We start from the raw sequence: 15,735 nt of genomic DNA, 5'->3' as shown, positions 1-15,735 counted from the left end.
AGTGGGCTACTTCTGTGAGGTCTCATGGCCCTCTTTCGCAGCATCCTCGTCGCTGACGACGAGCCCTCTGTCCGCCACGTGCTCACCCTGGTGCTCTCCGGGCTGGGCTACGAGGTGCGGGCCGTGGCCGACGGGGAGGAGGCGCTGCGGGAGCTGTCGGCGCGCGGCTACGACGTGCTGCTGTGTGACGTGCGCATGCCCCGGCTGGGCGGCCTGTCCGTGCTGCGCCAGGCGCTCGCCGAGCACCCGGGGCTGACGGTGGTGGTGATGAGCGCCTATGGCTCGCAGGAGCAGGCGCTCGAGGCGGTGGGGGCCGGCGCGTACGACTACGTGCGCAAGCCCTTCAAGCCCGAGGAGATCGTCTTCGTCCTGCGCAAGGCGGAGGAGCGCGAGCGGCTGCTGCGGGAGAACCGGCGCCTGCAGGGGGCCGGCAGGGCCACGCCCGTGGAGGGCATCCTCGGCGAGAGCGAGCCGATGCGCGTGGTGATGCGGCAGGTGGAGCGGCTCGCGCCGGTGGGCACCACCGTCCTCATCACCGGCGAGAGCGGGACGGGCAAGGAGCTTGTCGCGCGGGCCCTGCATGCGCGCTCGCCCCGGGCCGCCATGCCCTTCGTGGCCGTCAACTGCGGCGCCATTCCCGCGGGCCTCATCGAGAGCGAGCTCTTTGGCCACGCCCGGGGGGCCTTCACCGATGCGCGCACCGCTCGGCGCGGCCTCTTCAGCGAGGCCGATGGCGGCACGCTCTTCCTCGACGAGGTGGGGGAGCTGCCCCCGCCCGCGCAGGTGAAGCTGTTGCGCGTGCTACAGGAGGGGGAGATTCGCCCGGTGGGGGAGAACCGGGCGGAGAAGGTGGACGTGCGCGTCCTGGCCGCCACGCTGCGCGACCTGGGCCGGCTGGTGGAGCGGGGCGAGTTCCGCGAGGACCTCTACTACCGGCTCAACGTGGTGAACGTGCGTGTCCCTCCGCTGCGCGAGCGCCACGCGGACATCCTCCTGCTGGCCCGCGCCTTCCTCTCGCGCTTCAACCGCGAGCTCAACCGCGAGCCGCCCGTGCTCGGCTTCAGCCCCGAGGCCGAGGCGCTGCTGTCCTCCTACGCCTGGCCCGGCAACGTGCGAGAGCTGGAGAACGCGATGGAGCGCGCCGTCCTGCTCGCCGAGGGAGAGCTGATCCTCCCGGAGAACCTGCCAGAGCGGCTCTGGGCCGCCCCTCCACCGGCCAGCGCGCCCGCTCCCGCTCCGACACGTCCCCCGCCCGAGGCCAACCTGTCCCTCAAGCAGGCCATCCGGGACCTGGAGGAGTCCTACATCCGCGCTGCCCTGCGCCGCACCCGCGGCAACCGCACCCGCGCCGCCGAGGTGCTGGAGATCAGCCATCGGGCCCTGCTGTACAAAATCAAGGAGTACGGAATCGACGCGGACGCCGAGGGGGAGCGAGGCTGACTGGCCGCCCGGCAGTGGACGGAGCGTGGAGCGGGCCGATTTGACGGAACGCGTCCGAAGCCGGAAAATCGGCCCCACAAGAGCGGCGTGGGTGTACCGCCGTGGGATTCCGGGGGACAGATTGGCCGCCTGCTGCGCGGGCAGGCGCGGAGCACTTTTTAGGAGGGCTCGCGGGCCGGTGCTACGCTGGCGGCCCCTCCAGGAGCAACGACTGTATGGCGAAGGGAAAGCTGGCTCTCGGTCTCGATATCGGATCGACCTCGGTGAAGATGATCCTCCTCAAGGAGCAGCGCAAGCGTGGCCAGGTGAGCTACGCGCTGCAGAGCTTCGGCATGAAGCCGCTGCCTCCCGAGGCCATCGTCGACGGCGCGCTCATGAACTCCACCGCCATCGTCCAGGCGCTGCAGGAGCTGATGACCGAGCTGAAGGTCAAGAACAAGGAGGTCGCCATCGGCGTCTCCGGTCACTCGGTCATCATCAAGAAGATTCAGATGCCGCGGATGACCCAGGAGGAGCTCGAGGAGAGCATCCAGTGGGAGGCGGAGCAGTACATCCCCTTCGACGTGAAGGACGTGAACATCGACACGCAGATTCTGGACGCGGGTGGCAATGACGCCACCGGCCAGATGGACGTGCTCCTGGTCGCGGCCAAGAAGGACATGATCAACGACTACACCACCGTGGTCTCCGAGTCGGGGCTGCAGCCGGTGGTGGTGGACGTGGACGCCTTCGCCGTCCAGAACATGTTCGCCTCCAACTACGACGTCCCCGACAAGGAGACGGTGGTGCTCATCAACGCGGGCGCCTCGGTGGTGAACATCAACATCATCTCCAATGGCATCACGGTCTTCACCCGTGACGTGACCATCGGCGGCAACCAGTTCACCGAGGAGATCCAGAAGCAGCTCAACGTCTCCTACGAGGAGGCCGAGGCGCTGAAGATCGGCGGCACCCGCGGGGACTCGGACGCAGTGGTTCCCCAGGAGGTGGAGCGGGTGCTGATGAGCGTGGCCGAGCAGGTGGCCGGTGAAATCCAGCGCTCGCTGGACTTCTACGCGGGCACCGCGGTGGACGCCAACTTCACCAAGGTCTACCTCTCTGGTGGAACCGCCAAGATTCCGGCGCTGTTCAAGACCATCGAGACGCGAGTGGGCGTGCCGGTGGAGATTCTCAACCCCTTCCGGAAGATCGACGTGGACAACCGCAAGTTCGACCCCGCCTTCATCATGGAGGTGGCGCCGATGGCCGCGGTGGCCGTGGGTCTGGCATTGCGCAAGCCTGGCGACAAGCTCGGCTGATCCCTCCCCAGCATCTCCGTCTTCGAAGGACCGACGCACATGATGATTCGTATCAACCTGCTGCCAGTCCGGGCCAAAGTCAGGCCGAACGCGGGCCGCCAAGTCCTGGCGCTCTTCGTGTTCGTGCTCGTGGGTGCCGGCGTGGGCAACTACATGTGGTACGCCGACCGCGATGGGGTGGTGCAGGCGCAGGCCGAGGGCCTGGCCAACACCCGCCGCCGCATCGCCGATCTCGACAAGACGATCGGCGAGGTGAAGAACATCAACACCCGCAAGATCGAGGTGGAGAAGAAGCTGGCCGTCCTGGACGAGCTGCGCCGCGGCCGCTCCGGTCCGGTGCGCTTGCTGGACGCGCTCTCCACCGCCCTGCCCAAGAAGGCGTGGATCAAGGCCTTCAACGAGGAGCGTGGCAGCGTGAAGCTGACCGGTTCGGCCGTCAGCCACGACGACGTGGCCGAGCTGATGCGCAACCTCAACGGCATGGTGTGGACGCCCAAGGGCATTGGCCGGCTGGTGGAGCAGCGCCGCGAGGCCAAGACGTCCCGCGTGGAGCTGGTGGCGGCCGAGGCCGCCATCGAGGAGTTCCCCGTGACGGACATCAAGCCCTTCTTTTCCAACGTGGACCTCAAGAGCACCCAGCAGGGCAGCAACCCCAAGCCGGGTGAGGTGAGCACGGTGGACTTCGACATCTCCCTCACCGCCAACTACGCTATCTGAGAGGAACCTGAGCCATGGACAAGCAACTCGAAAGGCTCGCGAAGGCGCCTCCCGCCGTGCGGTTCGGCGGACTGGCCGCCCTGGTGGTGCTGCTGACGGCCGCCAACTTCTTCTTCGGCATCCAGCCGCTGGAAGTGGAGATGGAGCAGCAGCAGGCCGAGCAGCGCAAGCTGGACCTGGAGCTCGCGGAGAAGAGCGAGATCGCCCAGAACCTCAACGAGCGCCGGCGAGAGATGGACGTGCTGGAGCAGAAGCTCGCCGAGGCGCTCACGGAGCTGCCGGAGAACAAGGACATCGAGGAGCTGCTCGCGCAGCTCAACGACATTGGCAAGAAGTCCGGGTTGGAGATTTCCCGCGTGGAGCCGGGCCCGGAGACGGTGGGCGGTGGCGACTTCTTCGCGCGCATCCCCATCAAGATGGTGGTGAGCGGCAACTACCACGAGATCGCCATGTTCCTGCAGGAGGTCTCCACCATGCGGCGCATCGTGAACGTCAACAACATCAAGCTCGATGGCGCCAAGGTGAAGAACGAGAAGGTGATGCTCAACAGTTCGTTCCTGGCCACCACCTTCCGCTTCGTCAACACCGCGAAGCAGCCTGCTGATCCGAAAACCAAGAAGTAGTAGCAGAAACTTGATCGGTCCTGGAAATGGGGCGACAAGGGGACCCGAGGATGAAGACGTTCCAATCCATGTTCATTTCGGGGGCGCTGGCCCTCGCGCTCGTCGGTTGTGGCGAGGAGGAAGCTCCGCCGCCCGCGCCGGCCGTTACTGCGCGCCCGAAGGCCGAGGCCCCGAAGGACAAGCCTGCGGAGGCGCCGGTAGCGACCGGGCCGGCCTACGTCTACAGCTACAACCCGGTGGGCAGGCGCGATCCGTTCCGCAGTCCCATCCAGGACATGGTTCGCGAGAATCCGCAGAACGGTCCTCAGGTGGCGGCCTGCAACGAGGCGCTGTGCCAGTGGGACATTGACCAGCTCAAGCTGGTGGCGGTGGTCACGGGTGACGCCAACCCGATGGCGATGGTGGAAGATCCCATGGGTCGCGGGCACATCGTGCGCCGCAATACCCGGATGGGCCGCCAGGGTGGCAAGGTGACGCAGATCCTCCGCGACGAGGTCATCGTCACCGAGACCACCACCACGGCGGATCGGGTTGTCTACAACCCGGTGAAGCTGGAGCTGAAGCAGCAGGATAAGGCGGACCCCGCCTACGACCTGATGACGGGCAAGAACTGGGAGCCGTAGTGGCCCGGTGACCTGGGAGCCGGAGTCGCTCTGGCTTTCATGGCCCATTGCAACTTGTTGAGGGGAAGCATGCTCGAGGAGAGCGCTGTGACGAGGGGCAAGTTGATGAGCTTGGTGGCCGCCCTGGCGGTTGCCTTCGTGGGTGTCGGGGCCGAGGCCGCCGAGCTCAATACGCTGCGCGACCTGAAGGTCACGCAGACGGGTTCGGGCGCCCAGGTGGTGGTGTCCGGCACGCGGGCTCCTACCTTCACCGTCTTCCGGCTGAGTGGGCCGGAGCGGCTGGTGGTGGACCTCTCGTCGGCGGACGCCACGGGCATCAAGGGGCACCATAACGGACAGGGACCTGTGTCCGGAGTGGTGGCCTCCCAGTTCTCGGACGAGCGCGCAAGCGTGGGCCGAGTGCTGGTGGCCCTGCACCAGGCCGCGCAGTATGACGTGCGCGCCGAGGGTAACCGGGTCATCATCTCCGTGGACGGAGCGGCGGCCGAGGCGAAGGTGGCCTCTGCGCCGGCGGCCGAGCCGAAGGCGGAGCCGGTGACTCCCGCCGCGGCCGAGCCGAAGGCCGCGCCCGTCGTGGCCAGCGCCGCGCCCGCTCCGGAGGTGGCTCCCGCGCCGAAGCCGGCCGCTGCCGAGCCTCAGGAGAAGAAGTCCGCTCCGCTGCCCGAGAACGTGGTGGCGGCCGAGGCGGACGAGCGCGAGGTGTCGAACCCGGCCCGCCGCATCACTGGCTTGAACTTCTCCCGGGACACGCTGAGCATCCGCGCGGATGGCGAGGTCGCCCGCTACGAAGTGCTGGAGCTGGCGGATCCTCCGCGGCTCGCGGTGGACGTGTACGGCGTGGGTCTGGCCGCTCGCGCGCCGCGCATCCGCTCGGGTGTGCTGAAGGAAGTGCGCGTGGGTGCCCACTCGGACAAGGTCCGGCTGGTGCTCGACGTGCGCGGGCAGATGCCCGGCTATGAGGTGGAGCGCACCGGCCGCGGCCTCGAGGTGGTGCTCGGGGGCAAGGTGGCCCGCAAGCCATCCGCCCAGGCCGACACCCCGGAGAAGGTGGTGGCGGAGAACGAGCCCCTGCGGGCCAAGCCCGTGGACGCGCAGCCGGCGACCGTGGAGGTCAAGGACCTGACCTTCGACGAGAACGAGTCCGGTGGCCGGGTGAACCTGAAGCTGTCGGGCGCGGTGGCGTGGAAGGTGGAGCGGCCGGATCCTCGCAGCGCGGTGCTGTCGCTGGAGAATGCCCGGCTGCCGCGCCGCCTGGAGCGCAGCCTGGACACCAGCGCGCTGGAGACGCCGGTGAAGATGATCAGCGCCTTCGCGGTGCCCGGTGAGGGCAACCGGGTGCGCGTGGTGGTGGCCGCCGACGGCGCCATCGAGGAGAACGTGAGCCAGGTGGCCGGTGGCCTGTCCTGGCGGCTGAGCGTCAAGGGCGTGAAGACGGAGCAGGTGACGGTCACCCAGCGCACCGCCGGCTTCACCGCCGAGGCGCCCACCTATGCCTCCGAGGGCGCGCCCCAGCAGGCCCGCTACCGCGGCAAGAAGGTGTCCTTCGAGTTCAAGGACATCGACATCCAGAACCTGCTGCGCGTCATCGCGGAGATCTCCAAGAAGAACATCGTCGTGGCCGATGACGTGTCGGGCAAGGTGACCATCCGCCTGCGCAACGTGCCTTGGGATCAGGCGTTGGATCTCGTCCTGCGCACCAAGTCGCTGGGCAAGGAGGAGATCGGCAACATCGTGCGCGTGGCTCCGCTCAAGACGTTGGAGGAGGAGGCCAAGCTGCGCCAGGAGCGCAAGAAGTCGCTCGTGGCCCAGGAGGAGCTGCTGGTGAACCTCCTCCCGGTGAACTATGCGACGGCCACCGAGATGGCGACCCGCGTGAAGGACGTGCTGAGCGAGCGTGGCTCGGTGACGGTGGATACGCGCACCAACGTGCTCATCGTCAAGGACGTGCGCGCCAACGTGGAGAAGGCGCGGGCCCTGGTGCGCAACCTGGACACGCAGACGCCGCAGGTGCTCATCGAGAGCCGCATCGTCGAGGCCAACACCTCCTTCAGCCGCGAACTGGGTGTTCAGTGGGGTGGTCAGGCCGCCGCCAGCCCGGCTACGGGTAACAGCACCGGCCTCGTCTTCCCCAACACCGCCGTGGTGACGGGTGGCGTTGAAGGCACCGCGCCGGGCGTCTCGGACATCCCCAACTTCGCCGTCAACCTGCCGGTGGGCGCGGGCCTGGGCAACGGTGGTGCGCTGGGCTTCGTCTTCGGCTCGGCCGGTGGTGCGCTCGCCCTCAACCTGCGCATCTCGGCGGCGGAGAACGAGGGTGTCGTGAAGACCATCTCCGCGCCCAAGGTCACGACGCTGGACAACAACACCGCTCGCATCAGCCAGGGTGTGTCCATCCCGTTCAGCCAGGTGTCCGCCTCTGGCGCCAACACCACCTTCGTCGAAGCGCGCCTGTCGCTCGAGGTGACGCCCCATGTCACCCAGGATGGCAGCATCCTGCTGAGCATCAACGCGGCCAACAACCAGCCGGATCCCTCTCAGACTGGCGCCAACGGCCAGCCCGCCATCCAGCGCAAGGAGGCCAACACCCAGGTGCTGGTCAAGGACGGCGATACCACCGTCATCGGTGGCATCTACGTCCGCCGTGGCAGCACCCAGAGCAACGCGGTGCCCTTCCTGTCGAAGATCCCGGTGCTGGGGCTCTTGTTCAAGAACTTCCGCGAGCGTGATGACCGGCAGGAGCTGCTCATCTTCATCACGCCGCGCATTCTCAACCGGCAGACGATTGCCCAGTCTCTGTAGCAGGGCGCTCAGTTCGGCCCAAGGAGTCGACCTCCATGAAGCGATTGATGGCGATTGCGGCACTCGCAGTAACGCCGCTGGCCTGTGTGGCCAATCAAGGTGACAACCCCGTGCGCTTCGTCCAGGCCCGGGCTCTGGATTTCGATGACACGGAGGGTTGCACGGGAAACGAGGACGCCTTCATCACCGAGGGCAACCTCGATATCTCCGGTGGCTCGAACTACCTGCTGGCGATGAGCGTCGAGACGAATACCTTCCAGCAGCCCATCACCATCGGGCAGGAGCCTTTCTCGGGAGAGGGACTCGGCGACATCACCCTGAACGAGGTCGTCTACTCCTATCAGGCGTCGCGTTCGGGCGTCTCCCTGCCCGCGGACGAAGTGGATCGCGTCTCCATCTACGCTGTCTTCCGTCCCGAGACGGATCCGGAAGAGAGCTACATGTTCGTCCGGGCGTTTGGCCCGCAGGCACTCACGCGGCTGGCGTCGACGATCACGTTTGGTGCCGAGCCGGTGACCATCCTCACCACCGTCAAGGCCCGCGGCCGGCTGAGCGGGGGGCAGGTGGTGGAGAGCAACAAGTTCACCTTCCCCGTCACCGTGGTCAACAGTGGCTATACCCCCGGCGTCGGAGGCGCCGCCGGAACGTGTCCAGTGGGGACTCCCAGAAACGGGGTTTGTGCGATTCCTGGCCAGGACATCCGCATCTGCCTCTAGTGCATTGCTTGACCTGCTGAGCTCACCCTCCTAGAACCCATCGCCCATGTCCTTCCGCACACACCTCGAGTCGGTGGTCAACCAGGTAGACGGGGCCCTGGCCTGCAGTGTGATGGGTTTCGACGGTATCTCCGTGGACACCCATCAGAAGGAGGATGCGGCCGAGCTGGAGCTGAACGGGGCCTGGGTGGAGTATGCCAACCTGCTGGGTCAGCTCCGCCAGGCCGCCGAGACCCTCAAGACGGGAGAGGTGCAGGAGGTCAGCGTCAACAGCGAGCGAGTGTTGACACTGATGCGCCTCATCTCCCCGGAGTACTTCCTGGTGCTGGCGCTCCGGGCGGACGGTAACTACGGAAAGGGCAGGTATGTCCTCCGGGTGATCGCCCCCAAGATCCGCGCCGAGTTGTAGTCCGCCGAGCGAACGGCGCAGCGCGCCGCGCCTTTCCACTTTGCAAGGTGCGGCGCCATCGGCTAGACACCCCGGACTTTTCAAGCTGTCCGAAGGAGCCTGTCCATGGCCGGTGTCATCGATACGTCCGATTTCCGTAAGGGCATGAAGATCGAAATCGACGGTGAGCCGTTCGAAATCGTCGAGTTCCAGCACGTCAAGCCGGGCAAGGGCTCGGCCTTCGTGCGCACGTCCATCCGCAGCCTGCTGACCGGGCGCGTGCTCCAGCCGACCCTCAAGTCCGGCGAGAAGGTGGGCAAGCCCGACATCGAAGAGAAGGACATGCAGTTCCTGTACGAGCAGGGCGGCGACTTCTACTTCATGGACACCCGCAACTACGAGCAGACCTTCATCAGCGCTGAGGTCCTCGGGGAGGCGAAGAACTTCCTGAAGGAGAACATCAACGCGGCCATCATGTTCTACAACGGCAAGGCCATTGGCGTGACCCTGCCGAACTCGGTGGACCTGAAGGTGGCCAAGTGTGATCCGGGCGTGCGTGGCGACACGGTGTCCGGCGCGCTGAAGCCGGCCACGCTGGAGACGGGCTACTCCGTCAACGTGCCGCTCTTCATCAACGAGGGCGACATCCTCAAGATCGACACGCGCGACGGCAAGTACCTCACGCGCGTGGCCACCGCGGGCTAAGCGACCACTGCGGTTCAGGGAGGGGACGGAATTGGCAACCAAGCGTAAGGCAGTCCGAACGGAGCCCGCGGCCCCCGCGCAGAGCGGTGGCGTCCGCGTGGAGGGCAACACCACGTCGCTGGACGTGGAGTCGCTCCGGCAGATCGTGGAGATCCTCGAGGCCTCCGAGGTGACGCGGCTCGTCTGGCAGCGCGGCGAGGAGCGGCTGTTCATCCGCCGCGGCCCTGTGCCGGCGCCCACCATCGTGCACGCGGCCCCGGTGACGCCCTCGGTGAGCCCTGCTCCGGTGATGGCCGCCGCCCCGGTGATGGCTGCTGCTCCCGTGGTGCACCATGCTCTGGCCCCGGCCGTCGCTGCTCCTGCGGCTGCCGCGGCTCCGGCGGCGGAGAAGCCCGGTCATGTCGTCACCAGCCCGTTCGTGGGGACGTTCTACCGGACGCCCGCCCCGGATCAGCCGCCTTTCGTGGATGTGGGCTCGGTGGTGAAGAAGGGCCAGGTGCTTTGCATCATCGAGGCCATGAAGCTGATGAACGAGATTGAAGCCGACGTGGCGGGTCGCGTGGTGGAGATCCTCGTGGAGAACGGGCAGCCGGTCGAGTTCGGCCAGGCGCTGTTCCGCATCGAGCCGGTCTGACATAGCGGGCGCTGAGCGCCCCGCGGAGGCACGACATCGTGTTCAAGAAGGTGCTGATCGCCAACCGCGGGGAGATTGCCCTGCGGGTCATCCGTGCCTGCCGTGAGCTGGGCATCGCCACCGTGGCGGTGCACTCCACGGCTGACGCCAATGCTCTGCACGTGCGGTTCGCCGATGAGTCGGTATGCATCGGTCCGCCCCCGTCCAAGGAGAGCTACCTCAACATTCCGCAGCTGCTCTCCGCGGCGGAGATCACCCGTGCGGACGCCATCCACCCGGGCTACGGCTTCCTCTCGGAGAACGCCGAGTTCGCCAAGGTGTGCCGCGACTGCAAGATTCATTTCATCGGCCCCCGGCCGGAGATGATCTCGCTGATGGGCAACAAGGTGCGTGCCCGCAACGCGGCGCGCGAGGCCGGCCTGCCCCTGCTGCCCGGCAGCATGGGCACGGTGAAGGATCCGAAGGAGGCCGAGGCCTTTGCCAGGGAGATCGGCTTCCCGGTCATCCTCAAGGCGGCGGCCGGTGGTGGCGGCAAGGGCATGAAGATTGTCCGCGAGCCGCACGCGCTGGCGCAGGCCTTCTCCACGGCGGCGGCCGAGGCCGTGGCGTCCTTCGGCAACGGCGACCTCTACATCGAGCGGTACGTGGAGAAGCCCCGCCACATCGAGATCCAGATCGTCGCCGACGAGCACGGGCGCATCATCCACCTGGGTGAGCGCGAGTGCTCGGTGCAGCGGCGCCACCAGAAGCTCATCGAGGAGAGCCCGTCTCCCGCCCTCACCCCCGAGCTGCGCCAGCAGATGGGCGAGGTCTCCATCCGCGCCATGGAGAAGCTCGGCTACAACAACGTGGGCACCATCGAGTACCTGCTCGACGAGAACGGGCGCTTCTACTTCATGGAGATGAACACCCGCATCCAGGTGGAGCACCCGGTGACCGAGCTCGTCACCGGCATCGACCTGGTCCGCGAGCAGATCAAGCTCTCCTCGGGTGAGCCGCTCCAGCGCAAGCAGGAAGACATCCAGATGCGCGGCCATGCCATCGAGTGCCGCGTCAACGCCGAGGACCCCGTCACCTTCGCGCCCTGGCCGGGCAAGATTACGGCCTACAGCGTGCCCGGCGGCTATGGCGTGCGTGTGGACTCCAGTGCGTACGAGAACTACACGGTGCTGCCGTACTACGACAGTCTGCTGGCCAAGCTGATCGTCTACGCGGAGGACCGGCCCACGGCGATCCGGCGCATGCAGCGGGCGCTGGGCGAGTACGTGGTGCAGGGCATCCGCACCAACATCCCGTTCCACCGGGCGGCCATGGCGGAGGACGCCTTCGTCGAGGGCAACTACGACACGCGCTTCGTGGAGCGGCTGCTGGCGTCCGAGACGGGCACCCACCGACTCAAGAAGGCCATCGAGGAGACCCCGTAGCAGGGCCTGCTCGCCTGCCCATCGCGCAACCCCCTGATCCTCCAGGGAGTTGGGGCGGGTGGATTCCTTGACCCGCGAGGGAAGATTCCGTTAGCCTCGGGCCTCCCTCGCTGTCTCCTTGAAGGAAGCAGAAACCCCGGATTTTCCTGGGAGTTTCGCTCGGCCGGAAGCCCACGCTCGATGGACAAGAACAAGATCATCGAAGCCGCCGCCAAGCTCGTCGCGAAGGGCGCCTACGACAAGGCCATCAAGGAGTACCAGAAGGTCCTGGAAGTAGACCCCAGGGACGGCCGCGTCCTCCAGAAGATGGGGGAGCTGTACCAGAAGAAGAACGACAACGTTCAGGCGGCCCACTACTTCACCAAGGTCGCCGAGGGCTACTCGACCGACGGCTTCTTCCTCAAGGCCGTCGCGCTCTACAAGCAGGTTCTCAAGCTCAACCCCAACCTGCTGGACGTCAATCTCAAGCTGGCGGAGCTCCATCAGCAGCTCGGACTGATGTCCGAGGCCATGGCGTATTTCCAGATCGTCGCCAACCACTACGACAAGGCCGGCGACGTCAAGAACTCCCTGGATACGCTCAAGAAGATGGTGGATCTCGACCCCGAGAACGTGGCGTCGAAGATCAAGCTGGCCGAGCTGTACGCGCGCGAGAACATGCCGCGCGAGGCCACCCAGGAGTTCAAGAAGGCCGCCGAATACCTCAAGCGCAACAACCGGATGGATGACTGGTTCCGCGTCGCGGAGCGCCTGTCCACCCTGGATCCGGACAACGTGGCGCTGGCCAAGGACTTGGCCCAACAGTACCTGGCACGCGGAGACCAGAAGCGCGCGCTGGCCCGGCTCCAGGTGTGCTTCAAGGCGGACGGGCGCGACGTCGAAACGCTCAACATGCTGGCCCAGGCCTTCCACGGGCTCGGCCAGACGGCCAAGACGATCTCCGTCTACAAGGAGCTCGCCAAGGTCTACCAGGAGCGCGGCCGCCACCAGGACGCCAAGGGCATCTGGAACCAGGTCGCCGAGATGGATCCGGCTGATCCGGACTACGAGGCGTACAAGGCGGAGAGCGCCAGCGCCGCTCCCGCGCCCGCCGCAGCGGCTCCTGCTCCCGCGCCCGCCGCAGCGGCTCCTGCTCCCGCGCCCGCCCCGGCTCCCCAGCCGGCTCCTGCCGCCAAGGCTCCGGTGGCGGCGGCTCCCGCGGCGCAACCCGCTCCGGCCGCTGCTCCTTCGGGCCCTGCTGCGCCTCCTCCGGCCGCGGCTCCGGCGGCCCCGGCCCCGGTGGGCAAGGAGCAGTTCTCCAAGCTGCTGACGGAGACGGAAGTCTACGTCAAATACGGCCTGCACGACAAAGCGCTCGAGCACCTGCGGAAGATCTTCGCGGTGGACCCGGAGAATCTCGACGCGCACGAGAAGGCGTTCCACATCTACGTCGCCTCCGGCAACACGGCCCAGGCCGGCGAGCAGCTGTTGAATGTGCTGCGCCTGTGCACGCGTCGCGCGGACGTGCAGCGCGCCCAGCCCTACCTGGCCATCATTCTCCAGCAGAACCCCGGCCACCCCGAGGTGCCGGCGTTCTTGTCCGTGCTGCAGTCGGATGAGGTAGCGCCGGTGGAGGGCGCGCAGGTGGAGTCGGTGGGCGAGGACGCGATCCTCGTGGACTCCAGCGACGAGGAGATCGTCGTTGCCGACGCGCCCGAGGATGCCCTGGAGCATCCCCCCGGCGACGAGCTGGCCCTGGTCTCCGCGAGCAGCTCGGACGAGGAGGAGGGGCAGATCCTCTCCGGCGAGTTCGGCATGGCGGCGGACTCCGACGACGGCGTGGTGCTCGCGGACGAGCCGGGCGCGGTGGTGTCCGACGACGAGCCCCTCTTCGGAGCCGGCGACGAGCCCGAGGAGGCGACGACCGTCTTCATGGAGCCGGCCGGCTCGGACGAGGACGCCCTGGCTGCCTCCGCCGCCATGGACGACGAGCCGCTGCTGGCGGACGTCGATGAGCCGCTGGCACTCGGCGACGACGAGCCTCTGCCCACGCAGGTGGCGGCGCCCTCGGCGCAGCTGCTCCAGGATTCCTACACGGACGACTCCAGCCTCTCGGAGCCGGACGACATGCCCACGCGGGTGTCCATGCGCCCGGCGGAGCTGGATGAGCTCGACGCCGAGCCCACCTCGTCCGGTTCCCCCTCGCTGGTGTTCGAGGACGAGGGCACTCCGGTGGATTCGCCGGCGCTCGTCGGCTCCTACGAGCTCGAGGAGCCCGAGCCCGCCCCCGCTCCCGTGGTGGCGAAGGCTCCGCCTCCGGCCGCCGCCCCCAAGGCTCAGCCCCAGGCCGCCGCCCCCAAGGCTGCGCCTCCGGTAGCCGCGCCCAAGCCGCAGGCCGCTGCCCCCAAGGCCGCGCCTCCGGTCGCCGCTCCCGCCAAGGCCCAGCCCGCGCCCAAGCCGCAGCCCGTCGTCGCTCAGGTCGAGGAGCTCGCGGAGGAGCCCGCCGGCGAGGAGTGCGACGAGGCCAGCTTCTTCCTGGACCAGGGCCTCTACGAGGAGGCTCGGGAGATCCTCGAGACGGTGCAGATCGCCTTCCCGGGCCACGCGCGCGCGGAAGAGCTGATGGCTCGGCTCGAGGCGCTCGAGGCCGGTGGAACTCCGGCGGCCGAGGAGCCCGAGGAGAGCACCGAGGCGCTGTCCGTGCCCGCGGTGCCCGCGCTGGGCGAGTCCCCCGCGGAGCGCGACGCGTTCGATCTGGCGGCGGAGCTGGCCGGCGAGTTTGGCGACCTGGGTGGAGAGCAGCCCGCGGCGCCTGCCGTCGAGGAGGACTTCCAGTACTCGGTGGAGGAGGTGTTCGCCGAGTTCAAGAAGGGCCTCGCCAAGGTGGTCAAGCCCGAGGACGTGGACACCCACTACGACCTGGGCATCGCCTACCGCGAGATGGGCCTCATGGACGACGCCCTCAACGAGTTCGCCGTGGCTCGCGAGGGCTGCATGGGCAAGAAGCGTGAGGTGGACTGCCTCACGATGATTGGCCTGCTGCAGGCCCAGAAGGGTGATGCCAAGGCGGCGGTGGGCACCTTCAAGCAGGCACTTGCCAGCGAGCACGCCACCGGTGAGGTTGCCAAGGCGATTGGCTTCGAGCTGGGTCTGGCCTACGAGGCCATCGACGAGCGGGGCAAGGCCCTCTACCACTACCAGCGCGTGGCCGCGCTCGACCCGAAGTTCCGGGAAGTCTCCGGCCTCGTGGAGCGGCTGGCCGCCACCACCTCTCCGGTGCCGGATCCTCTGCCTCCCAGCGGTGGCAAGGGGCCCAATGGCGCTCCTCCCCCAACGGGTGGCGCGCGGATGCCCGTTCCTGCTCCGGCTGCTCCCGCTGCGGCCGCCGGAGCCGCCAGGCCTCGTAAGGTAGGCTACGTCTAGCGCAGTCCGAGGTTCGCCGAGCCCATGTCCACCTACCTCGACTATTTCGAGCTCACCCAGGAGCCCTTCTCCAACGCTCCGGTAAGCCGCTTCTATTACAACTCGGCCCAGCACTCTCAGGCGCTGACCCGGCTCATGCACTCGGTCAGCTACATGAAGGGTCTGTCGATCCTCATCGGCGACATCGGGGCGGGCAAGACGACGCTGGCACGCCGCATGCTCGACTCGTTGCCCGAGTCCGAGTACGAGGCCGCGCTGCTCGTCATCATCCACTCGGGCATCACCGCCAACTGGCTGCTGCGCCGCATTGCCCTGCAGCTGGGCGTGGAGAACCCGGCCCAGGAGAAGCTGGCCCTCCTGTCCCAGCTCTACCAGCGGCTGCTTCAAATCTACGAGTCCGGCAAGAAGGCCGTCGTCCTCATCGACGAGGCCCAGATGCTGGAGACGCGCGAGCTGATGGAGGAGTTCCGGGGTCTGCTCAACCTGGAGGTCCCCGAGCGCAAGCTCATCTCCTTCGTCTTCTTCGGGCTGCCGGAGATCGAGAAGAACCTCAAGCTGGACCCGCCGTTGGCTCAGCGCGTGTCGCTCCGCTACAAGCTGGAGCCCTTCACCGCCGAGTCCACCGAGGCCTACATCAAGCACCGCCTCCGGCTGGCGAGCTGTCCGCGCATGCCCTTCACCACCGAGGCCCTGCTGGCCGTACACCAGCGCTCGGGTGGTACCCCGCGCGTCATCAACAGCATCTGCGACAATGCCCTCTTCGAGGCCTTCCTGGCCCGGGAGCAGGTCATCACCGACAAGCTCATCCATCGCATTGCCGACAACCTGGGACTCCAGGGCTCGACGCTGCCGGAAGGGCAACAGAAGCCCGCCTCCGCCGCCAGCGCGAGCAGTCGAGCAGGCGGCAGCTCGAAGGTAGATCTCGCGGAGATCGACCGCTACCTCGAGGGACTGGGTAAGCTGTAG

Annotated in this window: 13 protein-coding genes; all 13 read left to right on the top strand. The window is 67.4% G+C overall.

The annotated features are described in order from the left end of the window. The first annotated feature begins 24 nt into the window (after nt 1-24). The 13 genes from OV287_RS42510 to OV287_RS42450 all read left to right on the top strand — a co-directional run bounded on the left by OV287_RS42510 (nt 25) and on the right by OV287_RS42450 (nt 15,735). Nucleotides 25-1,440 (top strand): sigma-54-dependent transcriptional regulator, encoded by a 1,416-nt coding sequence (locus OV287_RS42510; RefSeq protein ID WP_267539754.1) that lies wholly within the window; start codon nt 25-27, stop codon nt 1,438-1,440. A gap of 215 nt (nt 1,441-1,655) precedes the next feature. Next, complete coding sequence (gene pilM / locus OV287_RS42505; protein ID WP_267539753.1) at nt 1,656-2,738, top strand: type IV pilus assembly protein PilM; 1,083 nt, start codon at nt 1,656-1,658, stop codon at nt 2,736-2,738. Nucleotides 2,739-2,777: 39 nt separating this feature from the next. Next, complete coding sequence (locus OV287_RS42500; protein WP_267539752.1) at nt 2,778-3,455, top strand: PilN domain-containing protein; 678 nt, start codon at nt 2,778-2,780, stop codon at nt 3,453-3,455. 14 nt (nt 3,456-3,469) lie between these two features. Further along, nucleotides 3,470-4,078, top strand: a complete 609-nt coding sequence (locus OV287_RS42495; protein ID WP_267539751.1) for a type IV pilus inner membrane component PilO — start codon at nt 3,470-3,472, stop codon at nt 4,076-4,078. A gap of 50 nt (nt 4,079-4,128) precedes the next feature. Continuing rightward, nucleotides 4,129-4,701 (top strand): pilus assembly protein PilP, encoded by a 573-nt coding sequence (locus tag OV287_RS42490; protein ID WP_267539750.1) that lies wholly within the window; start codon nt 4,129-4,131, stop codon nt 4,699-4,701. A gap of 69 nt (nt 4,702-4,770) precedes the next feature. Continuing rightward, nucleotides 4,771-7,500: a type IV pilus secretin PilQ gene (locus OV287_RS42485; RefSeq protein WP_267539749.1), complete on the top strand. Its 2,730-nt coding sequence runs from the start codon at nt 4,771-4,773 to the stop codon at nt 7,498-7,500. Nucleotides 7,501-7,535: 35 nt separating this feature from the next. After that, nucleotides 7,536-8,216, top strand: coding sequence for a hypothetical protein (locus OV287_RS42480; protein WP_267539748.1), 681 nt, complete (start codon nt 7,536-7,538; stop codon nt 8,214-8,216). A 46-nt stretch (nt 8,217-8,262) separates the two neighbouring features. Continuing rightward, a complete protein-coding gene (locus OV287_RS42475) occupies nt 8,263-8,625 on the top strand; it encodes a roadblock/LC7 domain-containing protein (RefSeq protein ID WP_267539747.1) in 363 nt (120 codons plus the stop codon). Nucleotides 8,626-8,730: 105 nt separating this feature from the next. After that, nucleotides 8,731-9,309 (top strand): elongation factor P, encoded by a 579-nt coding sequence (gene efp, locus OV287_RS42470; protein ID WP_267539746.1) that lies wholly within the window; start codon nt 8,731-8,733, stop codon nt 9,307-9,309. A 31-nt stretch (nt 9,310-9,340) separates the two neighbouring features. Then, nucleotides 9,341-9,943, top strand: coding sequence for an acetyl-CoA carboxylase biotin carboxyl carrier protein (gene accB, locus OV287_RS42465; RefSeq protein WP_267539745.1), 603 nt, complete (start codon nt 9,341-9,343; stop codon nt 9,941-9,943). A 38-nt stretch (nt 9,944-9,981) separates the two neighbouring features. Then, nucleotides 9,982-11,367 carry an acetyl-CoA carboxylase biotin carboxylase subunit gene (gene accC / locus OV287_RS42460; protein ID WP_267539744.1) on the top strand — a complete coding sequence of 462 codons (1,386 nt, stop codon included), beginning with the start codon at nt 9,982-9,984 and terminating at the stop codon, nt 11,365-11,367. 180 nt (nt 11,368-11,547) lie between these two features. Beyond that, nucleotides 11,548-14,769, top strand: a complete 3,222-nt coding sequence (locus tag OV287_RS42455; RefSeq protein WP_267539743.1) for a tetratricopeptide repeat protein — start codon at nt 11,548-11,550, stop codon at nt 14,767-14,769. 24 nt (nt 14,770-14,793) lie between these two features. Continuing rightward, on the top strand, nt 14,794-15,735 hold the full coding sequence (locus OV287_RS42450; protein ID WP_267539742.1) for an ExeA family protein: 942 nt from the start codon (nt 14,794-14,796) through the stop codon (nt 15,733-15,735).

Source organism: Archangium lansingense, assembly GCF_026626635.1.
GTDB classification, from domain to species: Bacteria; Myxococcota; Myxococcia; order Myxococcales; family Myxococcaceae; genus Archangium; species Archangium lansingense.
This window is presented reverse-complemented; position numbering and strand designations above follow the sequence as displayed.